Source organism: Picrophilus oshimae DSM 9789 (assembly GCF_900176435.1).
Lineage (GTDB): Archaea > Thermoplasmatota > Thermoplasmata > Thermoplasmatales > Thermoplasmataceae > Picrophilus > Picrophilus oshimae.
Genome location: NZ_FWYE01000001.1, coordinates 343,091 through 369,001 on the forward strand (window position 1 = coordinate 343,091; position 25,911 = coordinate 369,001).

Sequence of the window (25,911 nt, forward strand, 5' to 3'; positions counted from 1 at the left end):
ACATTTAATATAATTATATTTTTTCTATTTCAGAATATAATATCCAAGATTTGAGAGGTCATTTAAAAACCCGGGGTAGCTCTTGCTTATATTCTCTATGTTTTCATATAAAATATCGCCAGATGAGATTAAACCTGCTATTATTGATGACATGATCATTCTGTGATCTGAAAATGAGATCCTTTCAGGTAATGATATTTTACCCCTTCTTATTACCATTTCATTATCGTTTTTTTCTATTAATGCCCCGAAGGACCTTGCCATGGAAATTATGTTTTCCTCACGGTTCGACTCCTTTATCTCAAGCCTTCTGTAATTTAGTATATGCACCGCAATGTCAGAGAATATTCCTATTATTGAAAGTGGTGGTGCAAGATCCGGGTTTTTAGCCACATCAATGTATAAATCACCAAGAAAACCTGTTTTATGCACAACAATTTTATTATTGTATATATCTATCTTCCTCTCTGAAATGCCGTTTATTATATTTATAATTGCTGCATCAGGCTGGCATGAATCAGATTTTAAATTTTTTATTTCTATATCGCCCTTGAACAATCCAAGGACAATCCAGAATGCCGCAGATGAGTAATCACCCTCTATGCATATTTTATTGCCTTTCATCAATGTTTTACCAAATTCAAAAAATCCATTTGAGTTATAAACAGAGATGCCAAAATCATTCAGTGTTTTAATGGTTATTTTTATGTAATCATTTGAAACGATGTTTAATGCTTTTAAACTGCCTGATGTTAATGAATGGTACATCATCATCGATGAGACAAACTGTGAGCTCCTGCCCCCATCTATAATTGAATCTGAAGGAATGGAATTTGATGCGTCGATCATTATTCCGTTGCCTAGATTATTAAATACTACGTTTTTTTCTGATAATGTTTTTATTAAATCATCAAGTGGCCTTTTTAATAATGATGCTTCCTCATGTATAAATGTTTTACATCTCCTTGCGGCAAGCAGGCCGGTGACAAGCCTTAATGATGTGCCGGACTCGCCTGCATTTATCTCATCCGGGCATCTAAAATCAGGTTTTATTGTTAAAGAGTCATTAAACTCAATGTCCGCACCACAGGCCCTTGCGATTTCCAGTGCAATCCTTTCATCGTCAGAGAATGATACGTTCTTCAATGTCACAGGAATATTTGAAAATGCAGAGTATAATATATACCTCTGTGAAAAGCTCTTTGAGGATGGTGCATTAATTACACCTGGCCTGAATTCACCTGATATTCTTACATTCATATGTTATTCCCCTGTTTGATGGATGTGTTTTTATAATATTATAATTAAAATTGAAATCATCTATTGCCCTCTTTCTTAGCATGTTGTTATTAAATATCGCATAGACTGCAGGCCCCTTTCCAGACTGGGATGAATATGATGCACCCTTATTTAGAAAATAGGATATTAAATCATAATCTGAGCCAAATATTGATGAATAAAGGTTTCCATTCATCTCCATGGCATCAAATATCATGCCATGTTTTATCAAATTTTCTATTGCATCGGCCTTCCTTGATAAATTTTTAAGGCCTTCAGGATCGATATTAACCGTCTGCCTGCCACGCATGGAATATGCTATGACAATGGGCACATAATCAATATGATACTTTTTTATTATTCTCATGTTTTTATTATCGGTATGGCAGAAGCCCCCATAGTAAACGGAGCATAGATCATCAAGGGCCCCGGTTATGGACGTTTTATTGTATATTGAGGCTTTTGCAGCAAACCTTAAGATATCGATCTCATTTAATTTTATGTTCTCAATCTTTAATATTCCGAAAACCACAGATAATGTCATTGCACTGCTGCTTTTTAAACCATTTGCCTGTGGTATCCTGCTTTTTATTTGTATTGTAAAATTATCATTTATATCAAATCTTCTCTTTATAAATTCCACGGTTTTCTGAACCGATTCATTTGGAAATAAATCATAACCTGATTTCTTTATTTTAATGCTCATTGGCAGGTCTATGGAAAATGCTGCCCCGTGACCGTTTGCAAATGCTGACAGTACCGACAAACCACCGTTTGCAGTTATCTTTATGTTATTCATTGATATCACTTAAGGCTTTTAGAACATATAACTTAAAATCATTATAATCAAGATCTATATTAAATATTAACCTCAAAGTTTCAACACCCTGGCCTGTGAACAGATCAACGCCGTTCACCGCCCGACCACCATTTGATTCCACAATGCTTAGGAATCTTGTCCTTACAGGATTGTAAACTACGTCTATGCCAGTGACCTTTTTTATTATATTATCAGGGAATGCAATGGAATTATCAGGATAGGTTCCCAGAGGTGTGCAGTTTATAAGTATATCATAATCATCCTTTACATTATTATAATTATAAACATTTATATTTTCAGGTATCCATGGCTTTCTTCCTGATCTGGATAAGAATGATACATCAGCGTTAACATTTTTGTCTTTTATTGCATTGAAAACCGTTCTGGCGATACCACCGGTTCCTGAGATTAGGATTCTTTTGTTTTTTAATTCAATATTATTTTCATCCATTGTTTTAATAAAGCCAGCGTAATCAGAATTATATCCATAGAGTCTGTTATCAAGAACCCTTACAAGGTTAACTGATCCTGTTTTCAAAGATATTGAATCCACGCTGTTTGTATATTTAATAATATCATTTTTATATGGTGCCGTGACGTTGAAACCTGCCATGTTTTCCGCTGCATATTTACAGAAGATGCCCAGGTTTTCTTTTATTATATCAAAGGACATGTATATGGCATCCATTTTAAGATCTTTAAAGATCCTGTTGTATACAAGCTGGCCTATTGAATGTGTTACAGGCCTGCCTATAAGACCAGAGATTATCATGGCATCCCACCGAGGATCCTTAACATTTCCTCAGGACTTAAGGCCTCTATTTTATATCTTCCTATGCCGTTAACCGCAACGATATTTATATATCCTGATTCGGATTTTTTATCATTTTTTATGTACTCTAAAAGCCTGTTGATATCAACTGACCTGAAATCAATGATTTTAAAGCCGAGCCTCTTTATTATAGATCTTATTTCATTTGATATATCAGCGTTTCCAAGGCATTTTGATATATATGCCTCTATTATCATGCCATTTGCAACGGCCTCACCATGTGATATATTATTATTAAAATATGATTCCAGTGCATGACCTATGGTATGTCCAAAATTAAGAACGTACCTTAAATGTTTTTTATCATGGAAATCTTTTGAAACGATGCTTAACTTTGCATTTATGCTCAGTGTTATTATTCTCTCAATGTTTTCTATAATGTAATCAGGATCGTTGTTTATAATATTAAAGAGCTCTGGTTCTATGGTTATTCCCATCTTCAATGACTCTGCAAGGCCATCCATCATCAACTTTTTATCATCTATAAATGATATATCATCGATTATAAGTTTCGGATTGTAAAATGTTCCGATTAGATTCTTTATGTTCATATAATTTATGCCGTTTTTCCCGCCGATTGAGCTGTCCACCTGTGCAAGCAGGGTTGTTGGTACCGCTATTAAGCCCATGCCACGCTTGTAAATGGATGCGGCAAACCCTGAAAGATCGCCTGTTGTACCACCACCTATGTAAATAATTGAATCCCCACGCTCAACCCTTTTATTTAAAAGCTCATTTATTATTAATGTTAAATATTCCATGCTCTTGGCCCTCTCGCCATCATCGATTATGATCCTATTTTTTATAAATGATAGATCGTACTTTTTGTAAACGTTTCTGCTTATTATTGAAATATTTCCACCGGAATTTAATTCACATGCAAAATCCTTTAATATGTTTTTACCGGTAACAATTCTTATAACATCGTTACCGAGTTTGTATTTCAAATCCATGCATGGCTAATGAATAATAACTTAAAAAGCTTATATTAAAAATGATATTTGATTAAAATAGATATATTAGAATAAGATCACATAAAAGTTAAATGATAACTTTCAATAATTTGCCGGATATAAACGACATAAGGGTTAATGGTTACGTCAAAATAAAGAATCATGGAATGATAGCAAACAACAGAACAGCGGCCATAGTTGCCATGGATGGAACCATAGACTGGGCATGCTTTCCAAATTTTAATTCAAGGCCCGTTTTTGATTCAATACTTGATAAAAACAGGGGCGGCTTCTTCTCGGTAAGACCTGTTGATAACTCATTTTTAAACCAGTACTATGAGGAGTTCACAAACATACTTATAACGGAATTCCTGAGAGATCACGAGATTGTTTTAAGAATTACAGATTTTCTTCCGATATCTGATTACTCAACAATAAATTATCCAGAAATTCACAGGTTCATAGAGGCGCCTAACAGGGATGTCGACATTGAGATAAGGTTCAGGCCCAATTTTAATTATGGCATGGAAAGGCCAATGATAGAGAGATCTAGATATGGATACCTTTTTACAGGGTCTCAAAACAGCGTCGGCATATCATCAAACTTCAAATTTAAGCTTGAAAACGGCAACATGCTATCTTCTAAAGTAAGATTAACAAGTGGTTCATACGAATGGATTGTTATACCAACAGGAATAAAACACATAAGCCCTGTTGAGGATTATAAATCATACGATCGTCTTGAGGAAACAAGGGAATACTGGAAAAAATGGTCAAACAGCATAGATTACCACGGCGTGTACCACAAGTACGTTTTAAGATCCGCACTGGCATTAAAGGGACTTTTCTATGATCCCACGGGACTCATGGTTGCTGCACCGACGTCCAGCCTGCCGGAGTCCATAGGCGGTGAGAGAAACTGGGATTACAGGTACACCTGGATACGTGATACAGCGTACGTCATAGAGACATTATCGTTCATAGGCCTAAAAAGGGAGGCAACAAAGTTCCTTTACGATATAATGGACACAATAGAAAAGGAGAGACGTTTAAGAACAATATACTCAATTGATCACAACTACGATGAATTATTTGAGGATATAATAAACTACGATGGATACCTTGGATCACGGCCTGTAAGGATGGGCAACAGGGCTTCGGAGCAGCTCCAGGTTGATCAGTACGGATCAATAATAAATGCCCTTTATCATTTAAACAAGATAGGCGGAACCATAAATTCATACATGTGGGATTTTGTTATCGACATTCTTGATAAGCTATCAATAATATGGAAGTACCCTGATTCAAGCATCTGGGAATTCAGAACCGAGCCAAGACACTATGTTTATTCAAAATTAATGTCCTGGGCAGCCTTTGACAGGGCAATAAAGATGGGAAAAAGCCTTGGTTACTCTGCACCGTACAGTAAATGGAGAAAAACAGAAAATGAGATAAAAAATGATATAATAAAAAATGGATTTAATAAGGAATTAAATTCATTTGTTCAGTACTACGGTTCAAATGACACGGATGCCTCACTGCTAAGAATGCCACTTTTAAATTTCCTGCCTGTTAATGATCCAATGATTCAGGGAACGATCTCATTAATAGAGAAAAAATTAATGCATGGCGATTACCTTTTTAAAAGGTACAACGAGGATGATGGTTTAAAGGGCGATGACAATGCATTTCTCTTGCTATCATTCTGGTACGTCGAGGACCTAATACTAATGAATAAGATAAAGGATGCAAAGAATGCCCTTGATAAAATACTAAACATGTCAAATCATCTAATGCTGTTTTCAGAGGAGATTGATTTCAAAACGCTTGAACCTGTTGGCAATTTCCCGCAGGCAATAACGCATCTTGGTGTTATAAGGGCCATAACAAAGCTGAACAACGCATTTAAAAAGATAAAAAACAGCGATTTTTAGGAAATTATTAATAATCATTAAATATAGGTAATCCAATGAGCTATGCCTATCTATTTGTATCATCGCTTGTCACGCTTTTTGCGATAATGAACCCGATAGGAGCTGTGCCAATACTAATTGCACTGACTGATGGATATACCAGAAATGAAAGAAACAATGTTATTTTAAAAAGTGTTTTTACTGCTGCAGGCATGATGCTTGGCTTTATGCTCATCGGTGTTTACATATTCCAGGTGTTAAGAATAAGCATATATGATTTTGAGATAGCCGGTGGCATGCTTCTCTTTAAGGTTGCATTCGACATGCTTCAGGGAAGGACATCACCAACGAAGATAACAAGCACAGAAAAGGAGGAATCCGTTGAAAGGGAGGCCATTGGTGTGGCCCCCCTTGGAACGCCATTGCTGGCAGGCCCCGGAACGATAACAACTGCAATAATCTTTTTTAACGGCAACGGAAACGCAATAATGACAAGATTTGTTGTTATAATGAGCGTTATAATACTGATCATTTTAACATATATAATACTCAAGTTTTCAATACCAATATTCGCAAGGCTTGGAAAGACAGGATCTATAGTTATAACAAGGATTATGGGTCTTCTGCTTGCATCAATAGGTGTTCAGCTTGTTGCCTCTGGAATAATCAACGTTTTCCATATTTAATATAAAATGATTCGTATTCATCCTTTGTTATCTGGCCCGGGGCGCTTTCGTTAATATACCTTGCATATACAATCTCCGATAATATAAATCCCGAGAATATCCTTAATGCCTCGTTACCCCGGCCCATTGGTATGAAGACTATTTTGTATTTTTCATCCTTTTTCATTAAAAGGTATTGAAGGTCATCGACAAATTTTTTATTGTCATTATAGTTCAATGCTATTTTATAATAATCCGGGTTTTTTTCATTCATAATTGTAAATATCGCTGGAACATTATCGTTGTTATTTCCATGGTATGAGACCATTAACATGGAATTCCTTGGCCTGAATTCCATGTTAATGTCAAGATCCATCATCCATGGATTGTAATCATCGGCAATTTTATAATAATCAACACCAAGCCTGCATGTAAATATGTATTTAATCGAATTATCATTCAGGTATGATAATATACCCGGAAGTGATTCAATGGAATGATCGTAAAAAAGATCGTACCTTAGCTCGTAAACATTATTTTTGTTGAATTTAAATCTATCCTTCATTTCTTTTATATCCTTAAAGTATATTGATTCAACTATTAACGGTTGCATGGCAATAAATAACAAATATGTATAAAAATTATTAAGGTAATTTATTATTGAGATCTATGTTCAAGATTACAATAACATCGGTGCCATCAAGGTATGATGATGACCCTGATAGGATCATAGCGTATTTTTTGTCTGATATAGGATACATACCAAGGTTCAATCCAGAGCATGATATAAACAGTATAAAGTCATCCGCATATTTTAAGCTGTTTAAATGCTTTTTAATTACGGACAGGTACTGGGGCGTTGATGAGCTCACATCATATTTAAAAACATCAAGAACCACGCTTTACAGGCATCTTAACAAACTAAAATCCATGGATATAATAGAGGAGCTAAATGATGGCAGGGAGAAAAAATACAGATTAAGATCTGGAAACATAGAAAGCGCATGGAGCTGGGTTGAGGTGAATGTAAAGATGGCCCTTGACAATTACAGAAAGACCGTGGAGAATATAAGAAGATCCATGGATCATAGCTGAAGATATGAGTAACCGAGTTCCTGTTTTTCAACGATCTCCATGACGCCAGCCCTTACGGTTCCTATGTTCTCTGCCAGCTCACTTTTATCTATTTTTAGCTCTTTCAATGAGTTCTCACAGGCAAAGAATTTTATTCCGGATTTTATTAAATCATTTATTTTATCTATGTTTTCGTAGTTTTTTAACAATGCCTTTACAGCAGACCTGGTGAAAACAATCTCGATGTTGCCATCCGGCATTGCATCCCTTAAATTTTTTATCTGTTTTAATATTAGATTCATCTTTTCAAAATCGTTGCCGTTCACTATTACATTGTGCATGCCATGTAATATTAATATATTAATTAAATATTTACAGAGAATGGCAGATATTATTTTAAAGGTAACAAAGGGTCAAAAGTTTTCGGATCTTGTCCCTGAAAAGCTTAATCAGAGGATTGTTGCCGCAAGAATGAATAAAAGGCTCTTTGATCTTTCAGACAGCGTTCCCGAGGATGGGGATGCCGAGCTCATAGATGTTTACTCCGATGATGGTTTGATTATACTAAGGCATTCGGCGGCCCATGTGCTGGCAAATGCCGTTGTTGAGCTTTACAATGCACTGCCAAATACAAGCAATGAAAACCAGGAGGGTTTTTACTATGATTTTGACATGCAGCCAATATCGACGGATGATTTTCCAAAGATAGAGGATAAGATGAAAGATATCATAGACAAAAACATAAAAATAGAGAAATACACAATGAAAAAGGATGATATATTAAACCTGTTTAAAAACAATCCATATAAAATAGATAAGATAAACAAAAATGCCGATGATGATGCAACGGTATATAGGGAGGGTGACTATTACGAGTTCTGCCGTGGGCCACATGTGCCATCCACCGGCTTTATAAAGGCATTTAAATTATTATCAATAGCAAGCACAACGTACAACGGCGAGATAAACGGGAAAAGGATGATAAGGATCTACGGCACTGCATTTCCTGACAAAAAGATGTTAAATGATTTTCTAAAGAACAGGGAGGAGGCCATGAAACGTGATCACCGCAGGATAGGCCAGGAGATGGATCTTTTTATATTCGATACCGAGAGGGCACCGGGAATGCCATTTTATACACCTAACGGTGCGGTTATAAGAAACGAATTAATAAAATACATGGGCGAGATCAATGCAAGGAATAACTGGCAGGAGGTCTGGACCGCACATGTTTTCAGGGATTTAATATGGAAGCAGTCGGGCCATTATGATAAATACAAAAATGATATGTTTTTATTTCAGCTTGAAAACGGTGAGCACTATGGCCTAAAGCCAATGAACTGTCCAGGTCATATAACAATCTTTCAGAGAGGCATTTACAGCTACAGGGACATGCCTGTAAAGTACTGCGAGCCAGGCACCGTTTACAGATACGAAAAATCAGGCGAGATGGGTGGTTTAACAAGGCCCAGGGGCTTTACAATAGATGATGGTCATGGGTTTTTGAGGCAGGACCAGATACTGGAAGAGGTCTCATCGTTACTTGGAATGATACATGAGGTTTTTAATACAATACTTGGCAATGTCGAATTTTCATTTGATCTCAGTGTAATGGATAAGAACAGCCCGGAGAACTATCTAATAGAATACAAATGCAGGAACTGCGGCAACGTCTTCATGCTCAGGGCAGGTTCATCAAAAATTGAATGCCCAAAGTGCTCATCAAAGGATCTTGAAATGGACTTTTCCATGTGGGATGCGGCAACAGAGAATTTAAGAAAGGCCCTGGAATCCAGGAACCTGAATTACAAGGAGTACCCTGGTGAGGCTGCTTTTTACGGGCCAAAGATAGATGTACACGTAAAGGATGCACTGAACAGATTCTGGCAGCTGTCAACGATACAGCTGGACTTCTTCATGCCGATAAACTTCGATCTTTATTACATAAACAGCGATGGTAAAAAGGAAAGGCCTGTTATAATTCACAGGGCCATATATGGCAGCTATGAAAGATTCATTGCAATACTTTTGGAGCATTACAATGGGAAGCTGCCCACATGGCTCTCACCAATTCAGTGTTATGTAATACCGGTAAGTGAGAATTACAATGAATATGCAGAGTCAATAAACAGCCTTTTTGTAAAAAATAACATAAGGTCAAAAATTGATTTATCCCCAGAGACCATATCAAAAAAGATAAAGATGATAAGAAAAATGAGACCTTCATATATAATAGTTGTCGGTGAAAAGGAGGAGCATAACAAGAGCGTTTCAATTAGAAACAGAAAGGATAAAACCATCGAGATGCCGGTGAATGAATTCATAGAAAAGATTAAAGATGAGATATCTTCAAGGGAGATAAACCAGATGTTTTAAATGAATATACCTGAAATTTATAAAAGGTTATTTTCATTTTACGGTGATTTGCACTGGTGGCCTGCAGAGAATGATTTCGAGGTGTTAATAGGTGCGATATTAACACAGAACACATCATGGAGGAACGTTGAAAAGGCAATAGAATCTTTAAAAAGCTCCGGGCAGTTAACAATCGATTGGATTATAAAAATGGACTGTAAAGATCTTGCATTAAAGATAAGGAGTGCCGGTTTTTATAATCAGAAGGCAGGATACATAAAAAACGCATGCATTTCAATAAAAGCAATATATGGTAATCTTGATAACATGAAGAAAAACTTCAATGAGGTCTATGATTTTCTATCAGGTTTAAAGGGTATAGGACCTGAAACCAGGGATTCAATACTTTTATACGCATTGAATTACAGAACCTTTGTGATTGATAAGTACACTTTAAGACTGTTTTCAAGACTTTACGGTAAAAATTTTTCATACATTGAGATAAAAAGCAGTGTGGAGGAATCGCTAAAAACAGTCTTTGAATTAAAGAATTTCCATGCAATGATAGTCGAGCTTTCAAAGGATTACTGCAGGAAAAAACCTTTATGTTTAAAATGCCCGTTAAATGATCTATGCCTATATGGAAATAATAGAACCGTAACCGATTAGGCGCCAGCGGTTCATGACACGCCTGCCTATTGCAACACGGTCGCCAGGGCTTGCCGCAACAGGATATTTTAACGATACCTCTATGCTGTTGTCCCTCGATGATGTTATAACACCAACGGTGTTTGCAGTTCCAACTGTTAGCATGATGTTTTCATTTGTTTTTAGAGGCTCAACCTTTATATTTTCATCGAAGCCGACAACCCTCTTTAAAAGATGCGATTCCATCGTTAATGAGAATGCGGCCTCAGGCACCTTTCCAGGCCTTCCAAGAACCCTGCCTGTTAATGAATCGCTCTTTGTTAAAAATGGATCCAGCTTTGTACCAACAGCGGCCAGACCTCCTGGCCTTATTTTATCGTAAGAGCTTGACCCGGCCATCAGGCTTACTATCTCAGTGTTAATATTCTGCCAGACGGTTTTATTTCCCCTTGTCATTTGTATTCCTGGAACGATCTCTATTTCATCCCCGATCTTTAATTCACCCTTTATCAATGAGCCGCCAAGGACGCCACCTTTAAGGTTTTTTATCGATGTTCCGGGCTTGTTGACATCAAATGATCTTGCTATGTACATTAATGGATCGTCTGATTCCCTAAATTCAGGTGTTTTTATTATATTCTCTATGGCGTATAATACCATGTCAATATTGGTGTTATGATAGGCACTTACCGGTATTATCGGTGCGTTTTCAGCTATGCTTCCCTTTAAAAATTCCTTTATTTCCCTGTAGCTCTCCATTGCCCTTTCCCTTGTAACAAGGTCGATCTTGTTCTGAACAACTATAATTTCCTTTATGCCCATGATCTCCAGGGCTGTTAGATGCTCCCTTGTCTGTGGTTGCGGACATTTTTCATTTGCGGCTATGACAAGAATGGCGCCATTCATTATTGATGAACCTGCAAGCATTGTTGCCATTAATGTTTCGTGCCCCGGGGCATCGACTATTGATATCACCCTTGAAAGTATGCAATCCTCGTTTAATTTTTTGTTTGAATAGAACTCATTTCCGTTTTCGTCGAAGCATTTGTATATCGGTGTATCGGCATAACCAAGCTTTATTGAGATGCCGCGCTTTATCTCCTCTGAATGAACGTCAGTTTTTTTACCGGTTAATGCATATGTAAGAGTGCTCTTGCCATGATCAACATGGCCAACCATTCCAATATTGACAGAAGGCTGCTCCATTACTGCTCTCCCTTTTGCTCTTCTGGTTTTTCTAATGGCTGTGGGCCGTACTGTGTTATGATCATATTTAACTGTGATATATCCGATCCAACAATGTTTCCCCTTAGCGTAACCCTCTTCCTTATACCGTTCTTGCCCTTCCTTCCATGAGTGTAGGTTATTAATATCCTCTTTTTGCCTGCTATTGGAAGATCCTTTTTCATTGGAAATCCATTGTTTGCGCTTCCACCTGTGATCTTTAATTTATAGCCGGGCATCTCAAAGAATGAACCGTCTATCTCATCACCAATTCTTCTGCCTGTTAGCAGGCCGATAACATTTTGATCGATCTCCTTCTTGTAAGTTTTTCCGGTATTTTTATCTGCAATAACAATTACTGCCACAATTATCACCCAATGATTTTATGGTCTATCTTTATTAACTATATCTCTTTTTTTATATCATTTGTCTAATACCACATTAAAGTATTTAATAAAACCTTTTCTAAAGATTATTTAAAAAACTTTAATTTTTATGATTTTATTTAAATTATATTAAAGACGCTTTATAGTTCAGCTGCTATCAATTTTTATATTAATGATGTATAATCTTATATGGAAAGGATCGTCATAGCACTTGGAGGCAACGCAATAGACAGCGGAAATTCCGGTATAAACGAGCAGATAGAAAAGGCCGTAAAGGCCTTCTCAGAGCTTGCTGACATAATAAGCAACAACGAGGTTGCAATAACATATGGCAACGGGCCACAGGTCGGAAACATATATGAAAAGGGCTATGATCTTGACCTAAGCGTTGCAATGTCCAATGGCATGCTTTCATATATAATATCAATGGCATATGACAGGGCAAAGTACATATCAGGAATATCAAAGGATATAATTACAATGGTTACAAGGACTGTTGTCAATCCTGATATTTATACAATGAAGCCTGTTGGAAGGTTTTATGACAAAAAGATTGATGATTCATACTATTACGAGATAAACCGTGGATACAGAAAGAGGGTGAAATCGCCTGAACCAGTGGACATACTGGAAAAATCAGCGATATCAAATCTCATGGCCAATGGATTTCTGCCTGTTGCTGTTGGTGGCGGGGGCATACCTGTTGTACAAACCTTGCAGTACTATTCAGGATTCCCCGGGGTAATAGATAAGGATCTTGCCTCGGCCCTGCTTGGGAACTTAATAGACGCGGATACATTAATGATAATAACAGGTGTAAAGAACATATATTTAGATTATTCAAAAAAGGATGGTATAATAAAGAGCATTGATTATGATAAGATGCTTGATTATTATAATACCATAAATTTTGAGGAGGGGACGATAAAGCCCAAGATCCTGGCAGCACTTAAATTCCTTGAGCGTGGTGGCAGGAAGGTTTACATAACATCAATAGAAAATATAAAGAATTTAAATGATGGAACGGTAATTTATAAATAATATTTTCCAGAATCGTTCCTTATTATCTTCATTTCAACGTAGTCTTTAAAGATCTCGTTTAAATTGATCTTTTCAGTTTCAAGACCATAGTTTTCCCTTAATTTCTGCTCTATAATATTAATGTCCATTGGTGCATCAATGATATTCTTTGAAAGATTGTATACGTCCTCATATACATTCCATGGAAATATAAACCATGACCATTTATCCCGCCTTATGTCCTCACCAAAAAAATCAGGTTTGTATGATGGATTCTCAATATGAAGCATTGTTGCAGTTTTTACATCCACGGGCCCAAGGGATTTTACATAGTCTCTTGAGAGCTTCATGCTCTGTCCGGTATCCGTTATATCATCGACGATGAGCACCTTTTTATTCTCAAGGGTTGATGATAATTTATCCTTTAAAACGGCCTCACCATCAATGTTTGCTGTTATACCCCAGTGCTCTGTTCTTATAGATAGCATCTCCTTTATAAAAAGGTAATCTGAGATCAACCTTGCAGGTACAAGGCCTCCCCTGGCTATGCCTATGATAACATCTGGCCTGAAATCAGATGCAAGTATCTTTTTCTTTATGGCAATGGTCCAGCGCTCTATGTCGTTCCATGATACTATTGTTGCCTTAAACTCCATATGGGTTAAGTAATTTATAATTTTAAACTTTTATTGTTTTTTAAGAAATTCAACCATTATTTCCAGGGCTTTTGATCTGTGCGATATCCTGTTCTTTTCTGATATTGACAGCTCGGCAAGGCTCTTATCATAGCCATCTGGTATAAATACTGGATCATAGCCAAAGTTCATTGAGCCTGATTCATGGTCTGATATAGTTCCATTTAATATTCCCGAGAACTGGTATATTTTTCCTGAATAGAATAATGATATCACCGTTTCAAAATGTGCCCTTGATCCCGCTGCAAGCCTTATTATATTTTTATTCCCAAGGGTTTTGTTAACATATGATGCGTATGGACCTGGAAATCCGTTTAAATCATCTATATATAATCCGGTGTCATCTATAAAGAAATCCTCTTTTATTTTATACATAAGCTTTCTGCAGCTGTCCATTGATATCTCCTTGTTTGTATCACCCTGGATTTCCTCATACTTCATATTCTTCCATTTAATATCTATATTGTATTTTCCAAGAAATTCTGCAGCCTCCTCGTACTTGTGCCTATTGCTTGTAATAAAGAGCATGGATGGTAAATAAAACAAAGAATAATTTCTTTTTCATTTAAACAACAAAATTAATATGTTAAAATGATATCGAACCTATATCATGATCAATATATGGACTGAAAAGTACAGGCCAAAGAGGCTTGATGATGTTATCGGAGAGGATGAAAATATAAACACATTAAAGTCCTTTGTAAAGAATGGTGATTTACCACATTTAATATTTGCCGGACCTGCAGGCACGGGAAAAACATCAACGGCAATAGCCCTTACAATAGAGCTCTTCGGGGATGACTGGAAGGAGAACTTTCTTGAATTAAATGCATCGGATGAGCGTGGAATAGACATAATAAGAAACAATATAAAGGACTTTGCAAAGATCAGGCCCTCCAATAAACTTGGATTTAAGATTATTTTCCTTGACGAGGCGGATCAACTTACAAATGAGGCGCAGGCAGCACTTAGAAGGACCATGGAGATGTTTTATTCCACGACAAGATTTATATTCTCATGCAATTATTCATCAAAGATTATACCACCGATACAGTCAAGATGCGTTGTTTTAAGATTCAGGCCACTTGATAAAGAGGCCATGGAGAGAAAGCTTAGAGAGATAGCAAAAAATGAAAAATTCGATATAGATGATGATTCACTGGATGCAATATATGAGATATCAGATGGCGATATGAGAAAGGCAATAAATGTCATGCAGGCAATACAGTCCACCGGTGAGATAAAACCATCAAAGATATATGAAATATCAGGTGAGATAAATAAAAATGAATACAAGAATTTAATATCGCTGTCATTAAACGGAGCGTTCTCAGATGCAAAGAGTCTTCTTGATAAGATGCTTGTTGATTATGGTCTTTCAGGGATAGATATAATAAGAGGGATGCATTCAGCAATTAGAAATGAAAGGATAGCAAACAGACAGAAGCTTGAGATACTCATAGCCCTTGCAGAGTTTGAATTCAGAATATCGCAGGGTGGAAGTGATAATGTCCAGATGGATGCCCTGCTTGCCAGGATATCATACATAGGAAGCGAGATAACATAGGGCCGGTAGATCAGCGGTAGATCGCCTGCTTCGCAAGCAGGAGGGCTCGGGTTCAAATCCCGACCGGTCCACTTTTTGTAATATCAAAAAGTGGCTTATTTACAGGTTATTCAAATGAATACAATATATATGCAATTTTAATTAAGATATTATGGCGTGTGGAGATTCTATGGGTGCAAAAGGTAGAAAAATAGTAAAAATTGAGGTACCTCATAAAGAGGAATATAAATCAGGTGATAAAAAATTACAGAAGGTGTTACTATAATTAAATATAAGGATGAACCATCAACAATTGTAAACTGGAAACAGATAATTGATGGGGATATAAATTCAAATTTCTTTATGGTGTTTACATGAAATTAAAGAGAATATTTTTCATATTAAGTGGAGTTATTCTTCTAACGGCAGTTTTGATTCTGGATTCATATGTATTTATTACTTCAATTCCTTTTATATTTTTAAATATTATACTTTTTGAGATTTCTTTAAGTATGATCCTTTATGGTTCGCTTAATGCTCAAGATTATGGAATTCCATTTTCTGTAGCATTAATCTCACTTGGTGGTGTAATAAAAATATACAAGATAAAAAATAGAGGTAAAAGATATAAATTCTACCGGTAACGCCAGAATAAATAACCAGCTGTCTAATTATAGACTACGTATTTCCTGCGGCAGGCCTATGAACAGAAATATATAAGATCTTAATTTTAAATTGTGATAATAAGAAAAGTTAGGGAAATAGACCCGCAAGGTAAAATAATCTATGAATCCAGGATAGACCTCGATGCGAATAAAGTAAAAATTTATCAAAGCAAAAGGGCCGAAGCATCTAAGAAAATAGAAATAATAAATTTGCCCCTAAACTCTTTATTCAAGTGTATGTTGCTATTATTAATGGAACAAATTTAAAATACTTTATTGCCTCAATTACCATTGCAGTTCTTCTAATAATGGCAGTAGTGTTAGGAGTCTTTTATCTTATTGTGTTTAACCACAATAATTCAATTGGTTACAAGTTCACTTCGTTTTATTAGCCGCCCTTGGCGTCTATTTTTTGTATAACCGTTTAAGAAGAAAGCATATGAAATTGTAGAATATATTTAAAAATGGTTAAACCTGGGAAGTATATTTATCATGTAATCCCAATTTTTATATTGTCCTTAGCTGTCCTAATATCAGAATATTAGCTTTTTTATTCATGGAATGTAAAAGATTATCTGTATCCATGGTTCTATTGAATATATTTTCAATGCACTCCAGGGTATTTGGTAAAAGGTGCTTTCTATATAATACCACCTTGCAATACAAATTATATATTTAAATATTTAATTGTGGTTTAAATTACAGGATTTCAAGATGCATCAATTTTAATATTTTCAATTATCCTTATTTTTATACTACAAGACAAATTATTTTATCTATAATATACAGGTTTATAAAAAAATATTTCATCTAAATATTTCGATATATATTAATTTAAAATTATATCCAGATAGAAATATTTAAATACTGAATTTTTTATATACTAATAGTAGTTAGTATAAACTACTGAGGGGATGAAATGGAAAAAAAGACCTTGATAGCCATTATAGTTGTTATTATTGTGGTTGCAGCCATAGCTGGTGGGGTTGAATATCATAGTATAACAAGTAAACCGGCAAAAGCATCCATTGTTTTCTCCGGTTGGGTCTCCAGTGGTGCAGAATACACATTTGATTTACAGATGGTAAAAACCTTTAATGACATGCACTCAAATGTCACCGTAAAATTTGTTCCAATAACTACAAATTACTATGGTACTCTGGAAACCGAGCTTTCATCAAACTCTGGTCCAGGAGTCTTCTATATGGAGAATGACATATTACCTGAATTTGTCAAGGGCGGTTATTTAATGGATCTGAGTCCAGTACTTACGTCAAATAGCACATACAATATAGGTGGATTCGCACCACAGATACTTGATACCTTTATGCAGCATGATCAGCTTTATGCCGCACCAAAGGACTGGAGTCCGCTATTTGTACTTTTTAACAAGAATATTTTCAATGCAGAGCATGTTCCATATCCAACAAATTATACAAACTGGAACTGGACGAATTTTCATAAGACGCTGGTTTTGCTCAAAGATAATGAAAGCATGCTACCAGGCAATGGCAAGGGATACTATCCAATGGTTCTTGGGCCGCAGTTTGCCAGGATACTTGCCTTTATGCATGAGGCAAAGGGCCAGTGGATAAATGCCATGGGCGATGGTGCATCATCAAACAGCAATGGACTTTTAACTGCAATAAAATTATGGTACGGCCTTTATTCAAGTGGCCTGGCAGGCCTGAACAGCAATCTTAGTGCCGGCTGGAACGGCGGTGATTTTGCATCTGGCAAGGTTGGCATGGTAGTTACAGGCACATGGACTGTACCTGTTCTTGAGGAAAATGGCTCTGCATTTAAAAATGACATGTCTGCCGTTGGATATGCATTCATGCCATATGATGTTCAGAACGCAACAATGATGTTCAATGTTGGGCTTGCAATTAACAGCCATTTAACATCAACACAGAGATGGATAGCGGAGCAGTTTGTAATGTTCTTTACAGGACCTGCAGGAGAAAAGCTCTGGGTCTCAAAGGGCCTGGCACTTCCATCAAGGACGTCAATACTGGAGAGCAGCTGGTACAAGACAAATTTCCCGATACAGAGCTTTGCCGGTAAGCAGTTCCCGAATGCCTATGGCTGGAACTACAATACAACAAACTTCCAGGTGACAGAAAGCACAGCACACAGCATAATCGTTGACCTATTTGCAGGAAAGATTACACCTGAGCAGGCATATAATGAGATAATAAACGAGACAAATGCAAATCTAAAAGGAACATCAACCCTTTAGGTTCAGTGATTTTAATGGATTCAAATGTATATGAAAATAAGAAAATAAATGTCGGGGATAAGAAAAAAAGGAAAGACCCTGAAAGGCTCACGGGTATTGTTTTTATAATCCCCCTTATGTTTTTTATTACTGTTTTCACATTTTTTCCCGCTTTTTATTCTTTTGCAATAAGCCTGTTCCATTACAACCCATTTTTTCACAGTATTTATTTCGTTGGTGCATCAAATTATATGGATGTCATAAGGGACCCGGCCTTTATAAGGGCATTGATAAATGTTTTGATATACACCGCTGTTGTCGTGACCGTTCAGACATTCCTTGCGTTTGGATATGCACTTTTATTTAACACAGCATCAAGGATAAGCAGAATTGCAAGGGCAATAGTCTTTATACCTGCCGTGGTCTCCCCGGTATCAATGTCCATTATATTTATATGGGTATTCTCTGACACGGGGCTTGTAAACTATTTCCTATCGTTTTTTGGCATACCACCGCATAACTGGCTTTTTAGCACAACCTATGCATTTCCGGCAATAATGGCAATGAACATATTCACAACGGCACCGTACTTTATGATAGTTTACTCTGCAGGGCTTCAATCAATACCATCTGAGATAATGGATGCAGCCAAGATAGATGGTTTAAAATCAGGAATAAAGAGGTTTCGATACATATATTTTCCATTGATGAGGTTTTCCACTATACTGGTTGTTATACTCGGTCTTACAGGTGCAATGCAGCTATTTGACCAGATCTATGTGATAACGGATGGTGGTCCCGCAAGGGCAACATATGTACCATTAATGTACATATATAATAGAACCTTTGTTTACGTTGGTGATATTGGGCTTGCAGCAGCGGCATCCTTCGTGCTTTTTGTGATAATAATGATTCTTACAGTAACACAGAGAAAAGTAATAACGGATAGAAGGTGATAAAAGTGTTCTGGAAAAAAAGAAGAAAAATATATGCTGGCGAAACTTTAAAGATGTACATAATATATACTGTTTCAATATTGCTTGCAGTAATATATTTAATACCATTTTACTGGACTGTGATAAAATCATTTAGAAATAGCATATTTGCAAATTTCCCGCCTGATATGAACCCGTTAAGCAAAACAAGCCCATCATATTTTATAATTAATTTAAAGACCGTCTGGGGTTTTGGAGATTTTCCGCTCTGGTATTTCAACAGTGTTTTTGTTTCAATTGCGGTCGTTATTGGAAGCGTTTTTGTGGGAATGCTTGCTGGCTATGCATTTGCAAGGCTCAGATTCCCTGGAAGAACCTATCTATTTTATTCAGTCCTTGCAACGCTTATGATACCTTTTCCTGTTATATCAATAGCATCATATGTTTTCATGCTTGATCTAAACTGGCTCAGCACCTATCAGGGATTAATACTTCCGCAGATAGCATCCGCACTCGATGTTTTTATAATGAGGCAGTATTTTTTAACAATACCTGAGGAGGTGGAACTTGCAGCAAAGATAGATGGTATGAAACCATGGCAGATCTTCTTCAGGGTAAGTGCCCCAATGGCAAAGCCAGCAATTGCAGCTGCAACAATATTTTCATTTATAGGCTCATGGAATAACTTTTTATGGCCGCTCATGGAGGTGCACAGCCTGCACATGTTTACATTACCTCTGGTGCTCAATTTCTTTAAGGGTGCCAATGGAACGCAGATATACTGGAACCAGATGATGACTGTAAACATATTGACAATAATACCAACGATAGTGATCTTCATCGTTTTTGAAAAGTACTTCATAAGCGGCATTTCATTAAACTACTCAAGGTGATTTTATGGGTATAGACATTGAAGATCTAAATGTAAGTTATGGTGGCAATGAAATATTAAAGAATTTTAATTTAAGAATAAATGACGGCGAATTCTTTGTAATACTTGGATCGTCAGGAAGTGGTAAGACAACACTCCTAAGAAGCATAGCCGGATTAATACCAATAGATTCAGGAAAAATATACATAGATGGCAATGATGTAACAGATCTTTATCCTTCAGACAGGAATATATCAATGATCTTTCAGAACTTTGCACTCTATCCGCACATGACAGTTTTTGACAACATATCATTAAATTTAAAGATAAGGCATGTGCCAAAGGATGAGATAAAGAAAATGGTCAATGATGTTACCGAGATGCTTCATATAAAACAGCATTTAAAAAAGTATCCAAGGCAGCTGTCAGGTGGAGAGCAGCAGCGTGTCGGCATGGCAAGGGCAATGATAAGGAACCCATCCGTGTTTTTAATGGACGAACCGCTCTCGAATCTTGATGCCAAGCTAAGAAGGGAAATGCTTGGAGAGCTTAGATCCTTCCATGAAAAAATTAAAAAAACAATAGTTTATGTCTGCCATGATCAGGACGAGGCAATGGCCCTTGCCGATAGGATACTTGTGCTTAACCAGGGCAATATAATGCAGATAGGCACACCAGATGACCTGTATGAACACCCGTTAAATGTTTTTGTTGCGGGTTTTATAGGAAATCCACCGATGAATATAATCAAATGCGAGATGGAAAATTCAAGGTTAATTATTGAAGACTTTTCAATAGACATTGATGATGATTTAAATGGCCATGCATACCTTGGAATAAGGCCCGAGATACTTGGACTGTCAGAAAAACACGGAATACCGGCAGCATTTGATTATTATATAAATTCTGGATTAAACATTGAGGTGCACGCCACCATCGATGATTCACCTGTAAGGGCTGTTATACCAAAGGAAGAGGTGCAATCATATATAAAGGATTTTAAAAATGGTGATACAATATATTTAAGTATAAAGCCAGGTAAACTGTATGTTTTCAATGCAGATAGCGGTTCAATTATAAGGGAGGTTGAATACGGTGGTTTCAAAAACGTTGAGAGATCTAATTGAGGAGGCAAGGAATCTGGACTGGGACGATAATTACACCGATATTAGGCACTGGATTAAGGTAAAAAATAATGCAATGGATTCATTTAATTACAGCATGGTCAAGGGATCAAAGGCACATTTTATATCATATATAAATGGCGTTATATACAGGTCTGACATGCATAGATCAAGGACCGGATACTGGAAAAATGATGTAAACCATCTTGCCTCCGTTGATGGATATATAAATAATAAATCAATGGGTGATGCATTTTTAAAGTATGTGCGCGGCCTTGGATACATATACAGGGAATATTTAAATCTTGAGAGGCTGGATTATATATCTGAAAATGACGGTTCACTGCATATACAGCTGATTTCAGATTATAAGGCAAAAGTCAGGCTTAAATTTGAAATAGGGCATACAAGGGCATGGCCATCATGTGATGTTTTTAATAAAATTGATGTAAAAATTGCTAAAAACACTGTTTATATATCATCGAACATATCAAAAACAGTAATAAACGTTTTGTGCTCTGGAAACACCAAAATAGATTCCTATAATAATTTTGTTTACATTGATATTGAATCATTTTCAGATGCGGAGATTATAGTATCGGACAGTGATGTTTATTCCGATGATATTGATGATACATTGAATTATCATAATATTATAGAAAAAACTGTAATACTTGAAACGCCGGACTTTGAATTTAACAAGCTCTTTCTATGGGCCAAGCACGATATCCTTGAGTTCTACAGCGAGACAAAAAATGGTAGTGGCTGGTTCGCCGGGTTTCCTGTTTACTCATGGTTTTTTGGCAGGGATGGTCTCTGGATGGCCCTTGCAGCAAATCAGATAGGATTAACGGAACTAACCTTAAAGCACATGCGTCTGCTATTCAAATATTCGGACAAAGGAAGGATACCACATGAGATAGGTCTCGGTAATATTATGGATCAGAATTATTCAATAAATAATACAAAATTTAACACAATGTACATGTCAATAGACAGCAGCCTGCTATGGCTCCTTGTAAATGAATCTGTTAAAAACTGGTATAAATCTGATTTTGATGATAATGATATAAAGAATGTCCTTGATTTTCTATATAGCTGTGATTCTGACAACGATCTTCTTCTGGAAAACGATTTTATGAAAGGTTTGATAGGCTGGCCTGAGACATGGGCAAACATAAGGAATGGAAAGACCGTTGACATAAATGCACTCTGGATTGAGGTTCTTAAATATTACAGAAATGATGAATACGATTATGCATTGAAGAGATATGTATCGCTTTTCTTTAATGAGTATATGAGCATAGATTTCATAGATTCAAAAGCACATGAAATAAAAAGTGCCATGCAGTTTGTGCCGGGCATATTTTTAATGGATCAAAGGATTTCAAAAAGGCTCAGAGACCTTATACCAGGGATGTTTACGCCATGGGGTTTAAGATCAATGTCCGTCTACGATGAAATGTACGACGGCGGATATCATACAGGAACGGTATGGCCGTTAATGACAGGATGGTTCGTACTATCTGCATATAACAATGGTCTTAAAGATGAGGCCTTTAATGCGCTAAAAACATTTGTTAATGCCGCGTTCTCTGCGAATGATCCGGGAAGAATAAATGAAACATACGATCCGGTTAGCTTTACACCAACGGGTCAGTTCGCCCAGGGCTGGTCATCATCAATGTTTGTATTATCATTAATGCAGGGAATGCTTAACATAAATTCCCTGGATTTCAAACCTGAAAACTTTGAGTGCAAAAACATACCTGAATCATGGGATTATGTAAAAATTCATAATTTAATATGGAGGGATAAATTCTATGATGTTTACATTAACCATGATTATCATTCCATAATTGAAATAAAGATGAGTGATGTAAATGAGGATAATAGGTGATTATAAACCAAATCATAAACCGTACACAATCTCATCAATGAAAGCCTATTTTACAGGATTCCTGGATTTAATGCCCGATTCCATTGGATATCACATACCTGGCAACATGAATGGGCTCTGGTTTCCGCCCGTGCGTGCTTTAAAGAACGTCTACATTTTAAATGGTAATGAAATCGTTAAGCCCAAAAGGGTCATTTTATATTCATCCGGCATTGAATTCCATAATGATGATCTATTGCTTAAATTCTGGTTTGATAAAAACAGCATTTTCAGGATAAAAATAAACAGCATGAAAAATTATAATATTGAACTTATCATGGAATTAATGCCATTAAACACCTGGTTCAGTATAAACGATACACGGATACTTGAGAAAAAGCATTTAATCACAATTTCAAGCCAGATGTTTACCGATACAAGAATAAAAATAAGAACTGGAAATCCATTTATTTTAAAAGATGGTATTTTAAAAATTGATGTTAAAAAATCCTCAGAAGTTGAAATATATAATTATTTTAACATTAATAATAAGATACCTGTAAACAATTACAGTGATATCAATAGGTTTTCAGTGCTTAAATCAGAGGGGAACATGCCAAGGAATTTTACAATGGCCAAGGAAAATCTAATAAGGCTCTCCATGATTATTCCAGGAATAGGATACGGATTAACCGCAGGGCAGCCTGACTTTCCATGGTACTTCGGTATAGACAGCATGCTTTCAATAAATGGCATGCTTTACTCGGGTTTTTTTAACCTTGCACGTGGATCGCTGAACATTCTGGCAAGGTTCAGCAGGTCCGGTAAAATACCGCATGAAATACTGCAAAGTGGAAAGATATACAATGATGGTGATCTTGAGGAAACGGCACTTTATCCATATGCAGTTTTTAGGTACATTAAATTTTCATGGAATTTAAAAGAAAACCTGCATTTAATAAAAACTGCAGGTGAATCATTTAATTATATCATGGAGCATGGTTATAGTGGCCGCGGCATTATGGAGGATCCTGGCGCGGGCTCCGGCATTGACATAGATACAATAACGTTCACAATCATGTCATTAAAGGAATTGATGGATTTTAAAAACTGCGATAGCGAAGAGATACTTAATATGATCGATGTTTTAAATCCGGGTGAAAAAATAGATGGGCTTAAAAAGATCATAAATAATTTCTGGTTAAATGAGAAAAAAACCTTTGCAAACAGGATAATAGACAATACGCCCTATGACCATGGCTTCTGGACTTCAATACTGCCATTTTATTCAAATCTGGCAACAAATAATCAGTACAGGATGTTTGCAGATTACAACGGAGGTTTATCATCGATGAAATCTGATTCTGGTATTATGATTGATAGATCCGGGAATACAATGCCATTGAATACAGGAATGTTTTTAATTGCCGCGGCAGCATATGAAGATTCAGAAAATGCACTTTACTGCCTGGAAAAGCTCAATAATTCATTTGAAAGGTTCTCACCAGGCTCATGCCCGGAGATTTCAAATAACAGTCATGGATGCTTTCTACAGGCCTGGTCTGGTTCGTTATACATAGAGTCCATTGCCAGCGGAATATTTGGCATAAAAATAGAGAATGGAAAACCTGTATCATCACCGTTGAAGAACCATGGCCTTGGGCATGCACGGCTTGAAAAATTAAGGTTTGGCAGTGTTTTATACAATTTTAATTTATATTAAAATACCTCATTATTACATCCTCAAGCTGTGAATCGTAGCCCCCAACAGTAAATTTTCCATTTTTTGTTTCAAAAACAAAGTTTATGACATCACTGTCCAGATTTATTCCTGTTATGGACCCCTGCTCATGAAAGCGTTTTCCTGTAAGGCGGAATGATCCATCCAGCACGCCATTGATATTTATTCCATTTAGGCCCTTTAAATCACCTATTAGTATCCTCTGTGATGAATATTTATATGGCCTTATCAACGGCATCTTTAATATTTCCATTGCCCTGTACCAGCCAGTGAAAAAGTTATGGGTTATGAACCATGACATGTCCCTATCTTTTATAATATAGCCATACCTTTCCATGTTTATATTCATTGCCACACCACGTGGCATGAAAACGGAATTTGTTTCATCAGAGATGACTGCAAAAAACTGCCCTGGCATGATATATTTTATATCGATTTCCATGCCTGAAAATTCGTTTTTTATCATTTCAGTTTTAATATCATTGCCAAAGAACATAATCTCAATGCGGCATCCGCCTTTGAGCTTTCTAATTATTGGATCCCTTATATAATTGTATAGCTCCCAGGTGGTTTCTATTTCCAGCGTTTCATTTGCATTGTTTATTAGCTCTATTGAGTTGTTTATCACGCTTTTAATGTTCTTTGCATTGATGAGCGCGGTTTTTTCGTGCCTGTTTTGGATTGCAATGTTTGCCCAGTTTAGAAAATACTCCCTGTTCCTGTTTAGTATCTGCTCCCTGGCCTCAACAACGGCCTCTGGTTCTATGGCCTCATATTTCTTTGGCCTTCCAAGGAGTATATTGATAAAGCCCTTCCTCTCAAGGCCTGCTGTTACGTCATAAAGCTGTGGCTGGCGTAGTGGCAGATAGTTTAATATATCCTGTGCGGTCATGCTGCCATGCTCAAGGAGCAGGATATAAACCCTGGATTCGTTTTCCGTAAGACCCATATCCTGCAAAACAGATATTATATCAGAATGGCCTGATCCATCAGATCTCGCTGGCATAGCAGGAATATTGAAAATATAATAATATAATTTTATACTAATTGAGAATTGCATATAAAT

General features: G+C 36.5%; 25 protein-coding genes and 1 tRNA gene. 15 read left to right on the forward strand and 11 right to left on the reverse strand.

The window, feature by feature from the left end; all coding sequences use genetic code 11:
* Positions 1-24: 24 nt before the first annotated feature.
* From B8780_RS01920 to B8780_RS01935, 4 genes are read right to left on the reverse strand one after another with little or no spacing between them, the layout of a single operon-like run.
* On the reverse strand, positions 25-1,260 hold the full coding sequence (locus tag B8780_RS01920) for a 3-phosphoshikimate 1-carboxyvinyltransferase (RefSeq protein ID WP_084272455.1): 1,236 nt from the start codon (positions 1,258-1,260) through the stop codon (positions 25-27).
* Positions 1,238-2,077: a shikimate kinase gene (locus tag B8780_RS01925; RefSeq protein ID WP_084272456.1), complete on the reverse strand. Its 840-nt coding sequence runs from the start codon at positions 2,075-2,077 to the stop codon at positions 1,238-1,240. Before B8780_RS01925 ends, B8780_RS01920 begins: the two co-directional genes overlap by 23 nt.
* Positions 2,070-2,870 (reverse strand): shikimate dehydrogenase, encoded by an 801-nt coding sequence (locus tag B8780_RS01930; RefSeq protein ID WP_084272457.1) that lies wholly within the window; start codon positions 2,868-2,870, stop codon positions 2,070-2,072. The genes B8780_RS01925 and B8780_RS01930 overlap by 8 nt, the downstream gene beginning before the upstream one ends.
* Positions 2,867-3,883: a 3-dehydroquinate synthase gene (locus B8780_RS01935; RefSeq protein WP_084272458.1), complete on the reverse strand. Its 1,017-nt coding sequence runs from the start codon at positions 3,881-3,883 to the stop codon at positions 2,867-2,869. The genes B8780_RS01930 and B8780_RS01935 overlap by 4 nt, the downstream gene beginning before the upstream one ends.
* A gap of 92 nt (positions 3,884-3,975) precedes the next feature.
* Between B8780_RS01935 and B8780_RS01940 the strand changes: the two genes are divergently transcribed.
* The gene (locus B8780_RS01940) at positions 3,976-5,817 is read left to right on the forward strand and encodes a glycoside hydrolase family 15 protein (protein ID WP_084272459.1); all 1,842 of its coding nucleotides are present in this window, start codon (positions 3,976-3,978) and stop codon (positions 5,815-5,817) included.
* A 35-nt stretch (positions 5,818-5,852) separates the two neighbouring features.
* A complete protein-coding gene (locus B8780_RS01945) occupies positions 5,853-6,482 on the forward strand; it encodes a MarC family protein (protein ID WP_084272460.1) in 630 nt (209 codons plus the stop codon).
* On the opposite strand, the gene B8780_RS01950 is transcribed toward B8780_RS01945, so the two are convergent.
* The gene (locus B8780_RS01950) at positions 6,463-7,074 is read right to left on the reverse strand and encodes a type I 3-dehydroquinate dehydratase (RefSeq protein WP_084272461.1); all 612 of its coding nucleotides are present in this window, start codon (positions 7,072-7,074) and stop codon (positions 6,463-6,465) included. The genes B8780_RS01945 and B8780_RS01950 overlap by 20 nt on opposite strands.
* A 56-nt stretch (positions 7,075-7,130) precedes the next feature.
* On the opposite strand from B8780_RS01950, the gene B8780_RS01955 reads away from it, so the two are divergent.
* Positions 7,131-7,556: a winged helix-turn-helix domain-containing protein gene (locus B8780_RS01955; RefSeq protein ID WP_084272462.1), complete on the forward strand. Its 426-nt coding sequence runs from the start codon at positions 7,131-7,133 to the stop codon at positions 7,554-7,556.
* On the opposite strand, the gene B8780_RS01960 is transcribed toward B8780_RS01955, so the two are convergent.
* Positions 7,547-7,876 carry a DsrE family protein gene (locus tag B8780_RS01960; protein WP_084272463.1) on the reverse strand — a complete coding sequence of 110 codons (330 nt, stop codon included), beginning with the start codon at positions 7,874-7,876 and terminating at the stop codon, positions 7,547-7,549. The genes B8780_RS01955 and B8780_RS01960 overlap by 10 nt on opposite strands.
* Before the next feature lie 40 nt (positions 7,877-7,916).
* Here B8780_RS01960 and B8780_RS01965 point away from each other — a divergent pair, with 40 nt between their 5' ends.
* Complete coding sequence (locus tag B8780_RS01965; RefSeq protein WP_236719350.1) at positions 7,917-9,911, forward strand: threonine--tRNA ligase; 1,995 nt, start codon at positions 7,917-7,919, stop codon at positions 9,909-9,911.
* Positions 9,912-10,559, forward strand: coding sequence for an endonuclease III domain-containing protein (locus B8780_RS01970; protein ID WP_084272465.1), 648 nt, complete (start codon positions 9,912-9,914; stop codon positions 10,557-10,559).
* On the opposite strand, the gene eif2g is transcribed toward B8780_RS01970, so the two are convergent.
* Positions 10,527-11,744 (reverse strand): translation initiation factor IF-2 subunit gamma, encoded by a 1,218-nt coding sequence (gene eif2g / locus B8780_RS01975; protein ID WP_011177393.1) that lies wholly within the window; start codon positions 11,742-11,744, stop codon positions 10,527-10,529. The two genes, B8780_RS01970 and eif2g, sit on opposite strands and share 33 nt — an antisense overlap.
* On the reverse strand, positions 11,744-12,127 hold the full coding sequence (locus B8780_RS01980) for a 30S ribosomal protein S6e (RefSeq protein ID WP_011177392.1): 384 nt from the start codon (positions 12,125-12,127) through the stop codon (positions 11,744-11,746). The genes eif2g and B8780_RS01980 overlap by 1 nt, the downstream gene beginning before the upstream one ends.
* 210 nt (positions 12,128-12,337) lie before the next feature.
* Here B8780_RS01980 and B8780_RS01985 point away from each other — a divergent pair, with 210 nt between their 5' ends.
* Positions 12,338-13,189: an amino acid kinase family protein gene (locus B8780_RS01985; RefSeq protein ID WP_011177391.1), complete on the forward strand. Its 852-nt coding sequence runs from the start codon at positions 12,338-12,340 to the stop codon at positions 13,187-13,189.
* Here the strand turns inward: B8780_RS01985 and B8780_RS01990 are convergent.
* Positions 13,180-13,824, reverse strand: coding sequence for a phosphoribosyltransferase (locus tag B8780_RS01990; protein WP_084272466.1), 645 nt, complete (start codon positions 13,822-13,824; stop codon positions 13,180-13,182). The genes B8780_RS01985 and B8780_RS01990 overlap by 10 nt on opposite strands.
* Before the next feature lie 30 nt (positions 13,825-13,854).
* Positions 13,855-14,391: an RdgB/HAM1 family non-canonical purine NTP pyrophosphatase gene (gene rdgB, locus B8780_RS01995; RefSeq protein ID WP_084272467.1), complete on the reverse strand. Its 537-nt coding sequence runs from the start codon at positions 14,389-14,391 to the stop codon at positions 13,855-13,857.
* 82 nt (positions 14,392-14,473) lie between these two features.
* Here rdgB and B8780_RS02000 point away from each other — a divergent pair, with 82 nt between their 5' ends.
* The 9 genes from B8780_RS02000 (at position 14,474) to B8780_RS02045 (ending at position 24,827) form a co-directional block, all read left to right on the forward strand.
* Entirely contained in the window at positions 14,474-15,430 is a 957-nt protein-coding gene (locus tag B8780_RS02000; protein ID WP_011177388.1) for a replication factor C small subunit, read from the forward strand.
* Positions 15,430-15,501 (forward strand) — tRNA-Ala (locus B8780_RS02005). The genes B8780_RS02000 and B8780_RS02005 overlap by 1 nt, the downstream gene beginning before the upstream one ends.
* A 282-nt stretch (positions 15,502-15,783) precedes the next feature.
* Positions 15,784-16,053, forward strand: a complete 270-nt coding sequence (locus tag B8780_RS02010) for a hypothetical protein (protein WP_084272468.1) — start codon at positions 15,784-15,786, stop codon at positions 16,051-16,053.
* Positions 16,054-16,993: 940 nt separating this feature from the next.
* Entirely contained in the window at positions 16,994-18,316 is a 1,323-nt protein-coding gene (locus tag B8780_RS02020; RefSeq protein WP_084272470.1) for an extracellular solute-binding protein, read from the forward strand.
* 230 nt (positions 18,317-18,546) lie between these two features.
* A complete protein-coding gene (locus B8780_RS02025) occupies positions 18,547-19,251 on the forward strand; it encodes a carbohydrate ABC transporter permease (RefSeq protein ID WP_236719351.1) in 705 nt (234 codons plus the stop codon).
* A gap of 5 nt (positions 19,252-19,256) precedes the next feature.
* Positions 19,257-20,123 (forward strand): carbohydrate ABC transporter permease, encoded by an 867-nt coding sequence (locus B8780_RS02030; protein WP_084272472.1) that lies wholly within the window; start codon positions 19,257-19,259, stop codon positions 20,121-20,123.
* Positions 20,124-20,127: 4 nt separating this feature from the next.
* The gene (locus B8780_RS02035; protein ID WP_084272473.1) at positions 20,128-21,228 is read left to right on the forward strand and encodes an ABC transporter ATP-binding protein; all 1,101 of its coding nucleotides are present in this window, start codon (positions 20,128-20,130) and stop codon (positions 21,226-21,228) included.
* Complete coding sequence (locus tag B8780_RS02040; protein WP_236719352.1) at positions 21,212-23,125, forward strand: amylo-alpha-1,6-glucosidase; 1,914 nt, start codon at positions 21,212-21,214, stop codon at positions 23,123-23,125. The genes B8780_RS02035 and B8780_RS02040 overlap by 17 nt, the downstream gene beginning before the upstream one ends.
* A complete protein-coding gene (locus tag B8780_RS02045; protein WP_084272475.1) occupies positions 23,109-24,827 on the forward strand; it encodes a glucosidase family protein in 1,719 nt (572 codons plus the stop codon). Before B8780_RS02040 ends, B8780_RS02045 begins: the two co-directional genes overlap by 17 nt.
* Here B8780_RS02045 and B8780_RS02050 read toward each other — a convergent pair.
* Entirely contained in the window at positions 24,814-25,851 is a 1,038-nt protein-coding gene (locus B8780_RS02050; RefSeq protein ID WP_236719353.1) for a TrmB family transcriptional regulator, read from the reverse strand. The two genes, B8780_RS02045 and B8780_RS02050, sit on opposite strands and share 14 nt — an antisense overlap.
* Positions 25,852-25,911: the final 60 nt, after the last annotated feature.

Bases quoted from the DNA above. Each gene is read 5' to 3' on its own strand.
- B8780_RS01920 (WP_084272455.1), bottom strand. From the start codon at position 1,260: ATGAATGTAAGAATATCAGGTGAATTCAGGCCAGGTGTAATTAATGCA.
- B8780_RS01925 (WP_084272456.1), bottom strand. From the start codon at position 2,077: ATGAATAACATAAAGATAACTGCAAACGGTGGTTTGTCGGTACTGTCA.
- B8780_RS01930 (WP_084272457.1), bottom strand. From the start codon at position 2,870: ATGATAATCTCTGGTCTTATAGGCAGGCCTGTAACACATTCAATAGGC.
- B8780_RS01935 (WP_084272458.1), bottom strand. From the start codon at position 3,883: ATGGATTTGAAATACAAACTCGGTAACGATGTTATAAGAATTGTTACC.
- B8780_RS01940 (WP_084272459.1), top strand. From the start codon at position 3,976: ATGATAACTTTCAATAATTTGCCGGATATAAACGACATAAGGGTTAAT.
- B8780_RS01945 (WP_084272460.1), top strand. From the start codon at position 5,853: ATGAGCTATGCCTATCTATTTGTATCATCGCTTGTCACGCTTTTTGCG.
- B8780_RS01950 (WP_084272461.1), bottom strand. From the start codon at position 7,074: ATGCAACCGTTAATAGTTGAATCAATATACTTTAAGGATATAAAAGAA.
- B8780_RS01955 (WP_084272462.1), top strand. From the start codon at position 7,131: ATGTTCAAGATTACAATAACATCGGTGCCATCAAGGTATGATGATGAC.
- B8780_RS01960 (WP_084272463.1), bottom strand. From the start codon at position 7,876: ATGCACAATGTAATAGTGAACGGCAACGATTTTGAAAAGATGAATCTA.
- B8780_RS01965 (WP_236719350.1), top strand. From the start codon at position 7,917: ATGGCAGATATTATTTTAAAGGTAACAAAGGGTCAAAAGTTTTCGGAT.
- B8780_RS01970 (WP_084272465.1), top strand. From the start codon at position 9,912: ATGAATATACCTGAAATTTATAAAAGGTTATTTTCATTTTACGGTGAT.
- eif2g (WP_011177393.1), bottom strand. From the start codon at position 11,744: ATGGAGCAGCCTTCTGTCAATATTGGAATGGTTGGCCATGTTGATCAT.
- B8780_RS01985 (WP_011177391.1), top strand. From the start codon at position 12,338: ATGGAAAGGATCGTCATAGCACTTGGAGGCAACGCAATAGACAGCGGA.
- B8780_RS01990 (WP_084272466.1), bottom strand. From the start codon at position 13,824: ATGGAGTTTAAGGCAACAATAGTATCATGGAACGACATAGAGCGCTGG.
- rdgB (WP_084272467.1), bottom strand. From the start codon at position 14,391: ATGCTCTTTATTACAAGCAATAGGCACAAGTACGAGGAGGCTGCAGAA.
- B8780_RS02000 (WP_011177388.1), top strand. From the start codon at position 14,474: ATGATCAATATATGGACTGAAAAGTACAGGCCAAAGAGGCTTGATGAT.
- B8780_RS02010 (WP_084272468.1), top strand. From the start codon at position 15,784: ATGAAATTAAAGAGAATATTTTTCATATTAAGTGGAGTTATTCTTCTA.
- B8780_RS02020 (WP_084272470.1), top strand. From the start codon at position 16,994: ATGGAAAAAAAGACCTTGATAGCCATTATAGTTGTTATTATTGTGGTT.
- B8780_RS02025 (WP_236719351.1), top strand. From the start codon at position 18,547: ATGGATGTCATAAGGGACCCGGCCTTTATAAGGGCATTGATAAATGTT.
- B8780_RS02035 (WP_084272473.1), top strand. From the start codon at position 20,128: ATGGGTATAGACATTGAAGATCTAAATGTAAGTTATGGTGGCAATGAA.
- B8780_RS02045 (WP_084272475.1), top strand. From the start codon at position 23,109: ATGAGGATAATAGGTGATTATAAACCAAATCATAAACCGTACACAATC.
- B8780_RS02050 (WP_236719353.1), bottom strand. From the start codon at position 25,851: ATGCCAGCGAGATCTGATGGATCAGGCCATTCTGATATAATATCTGTT.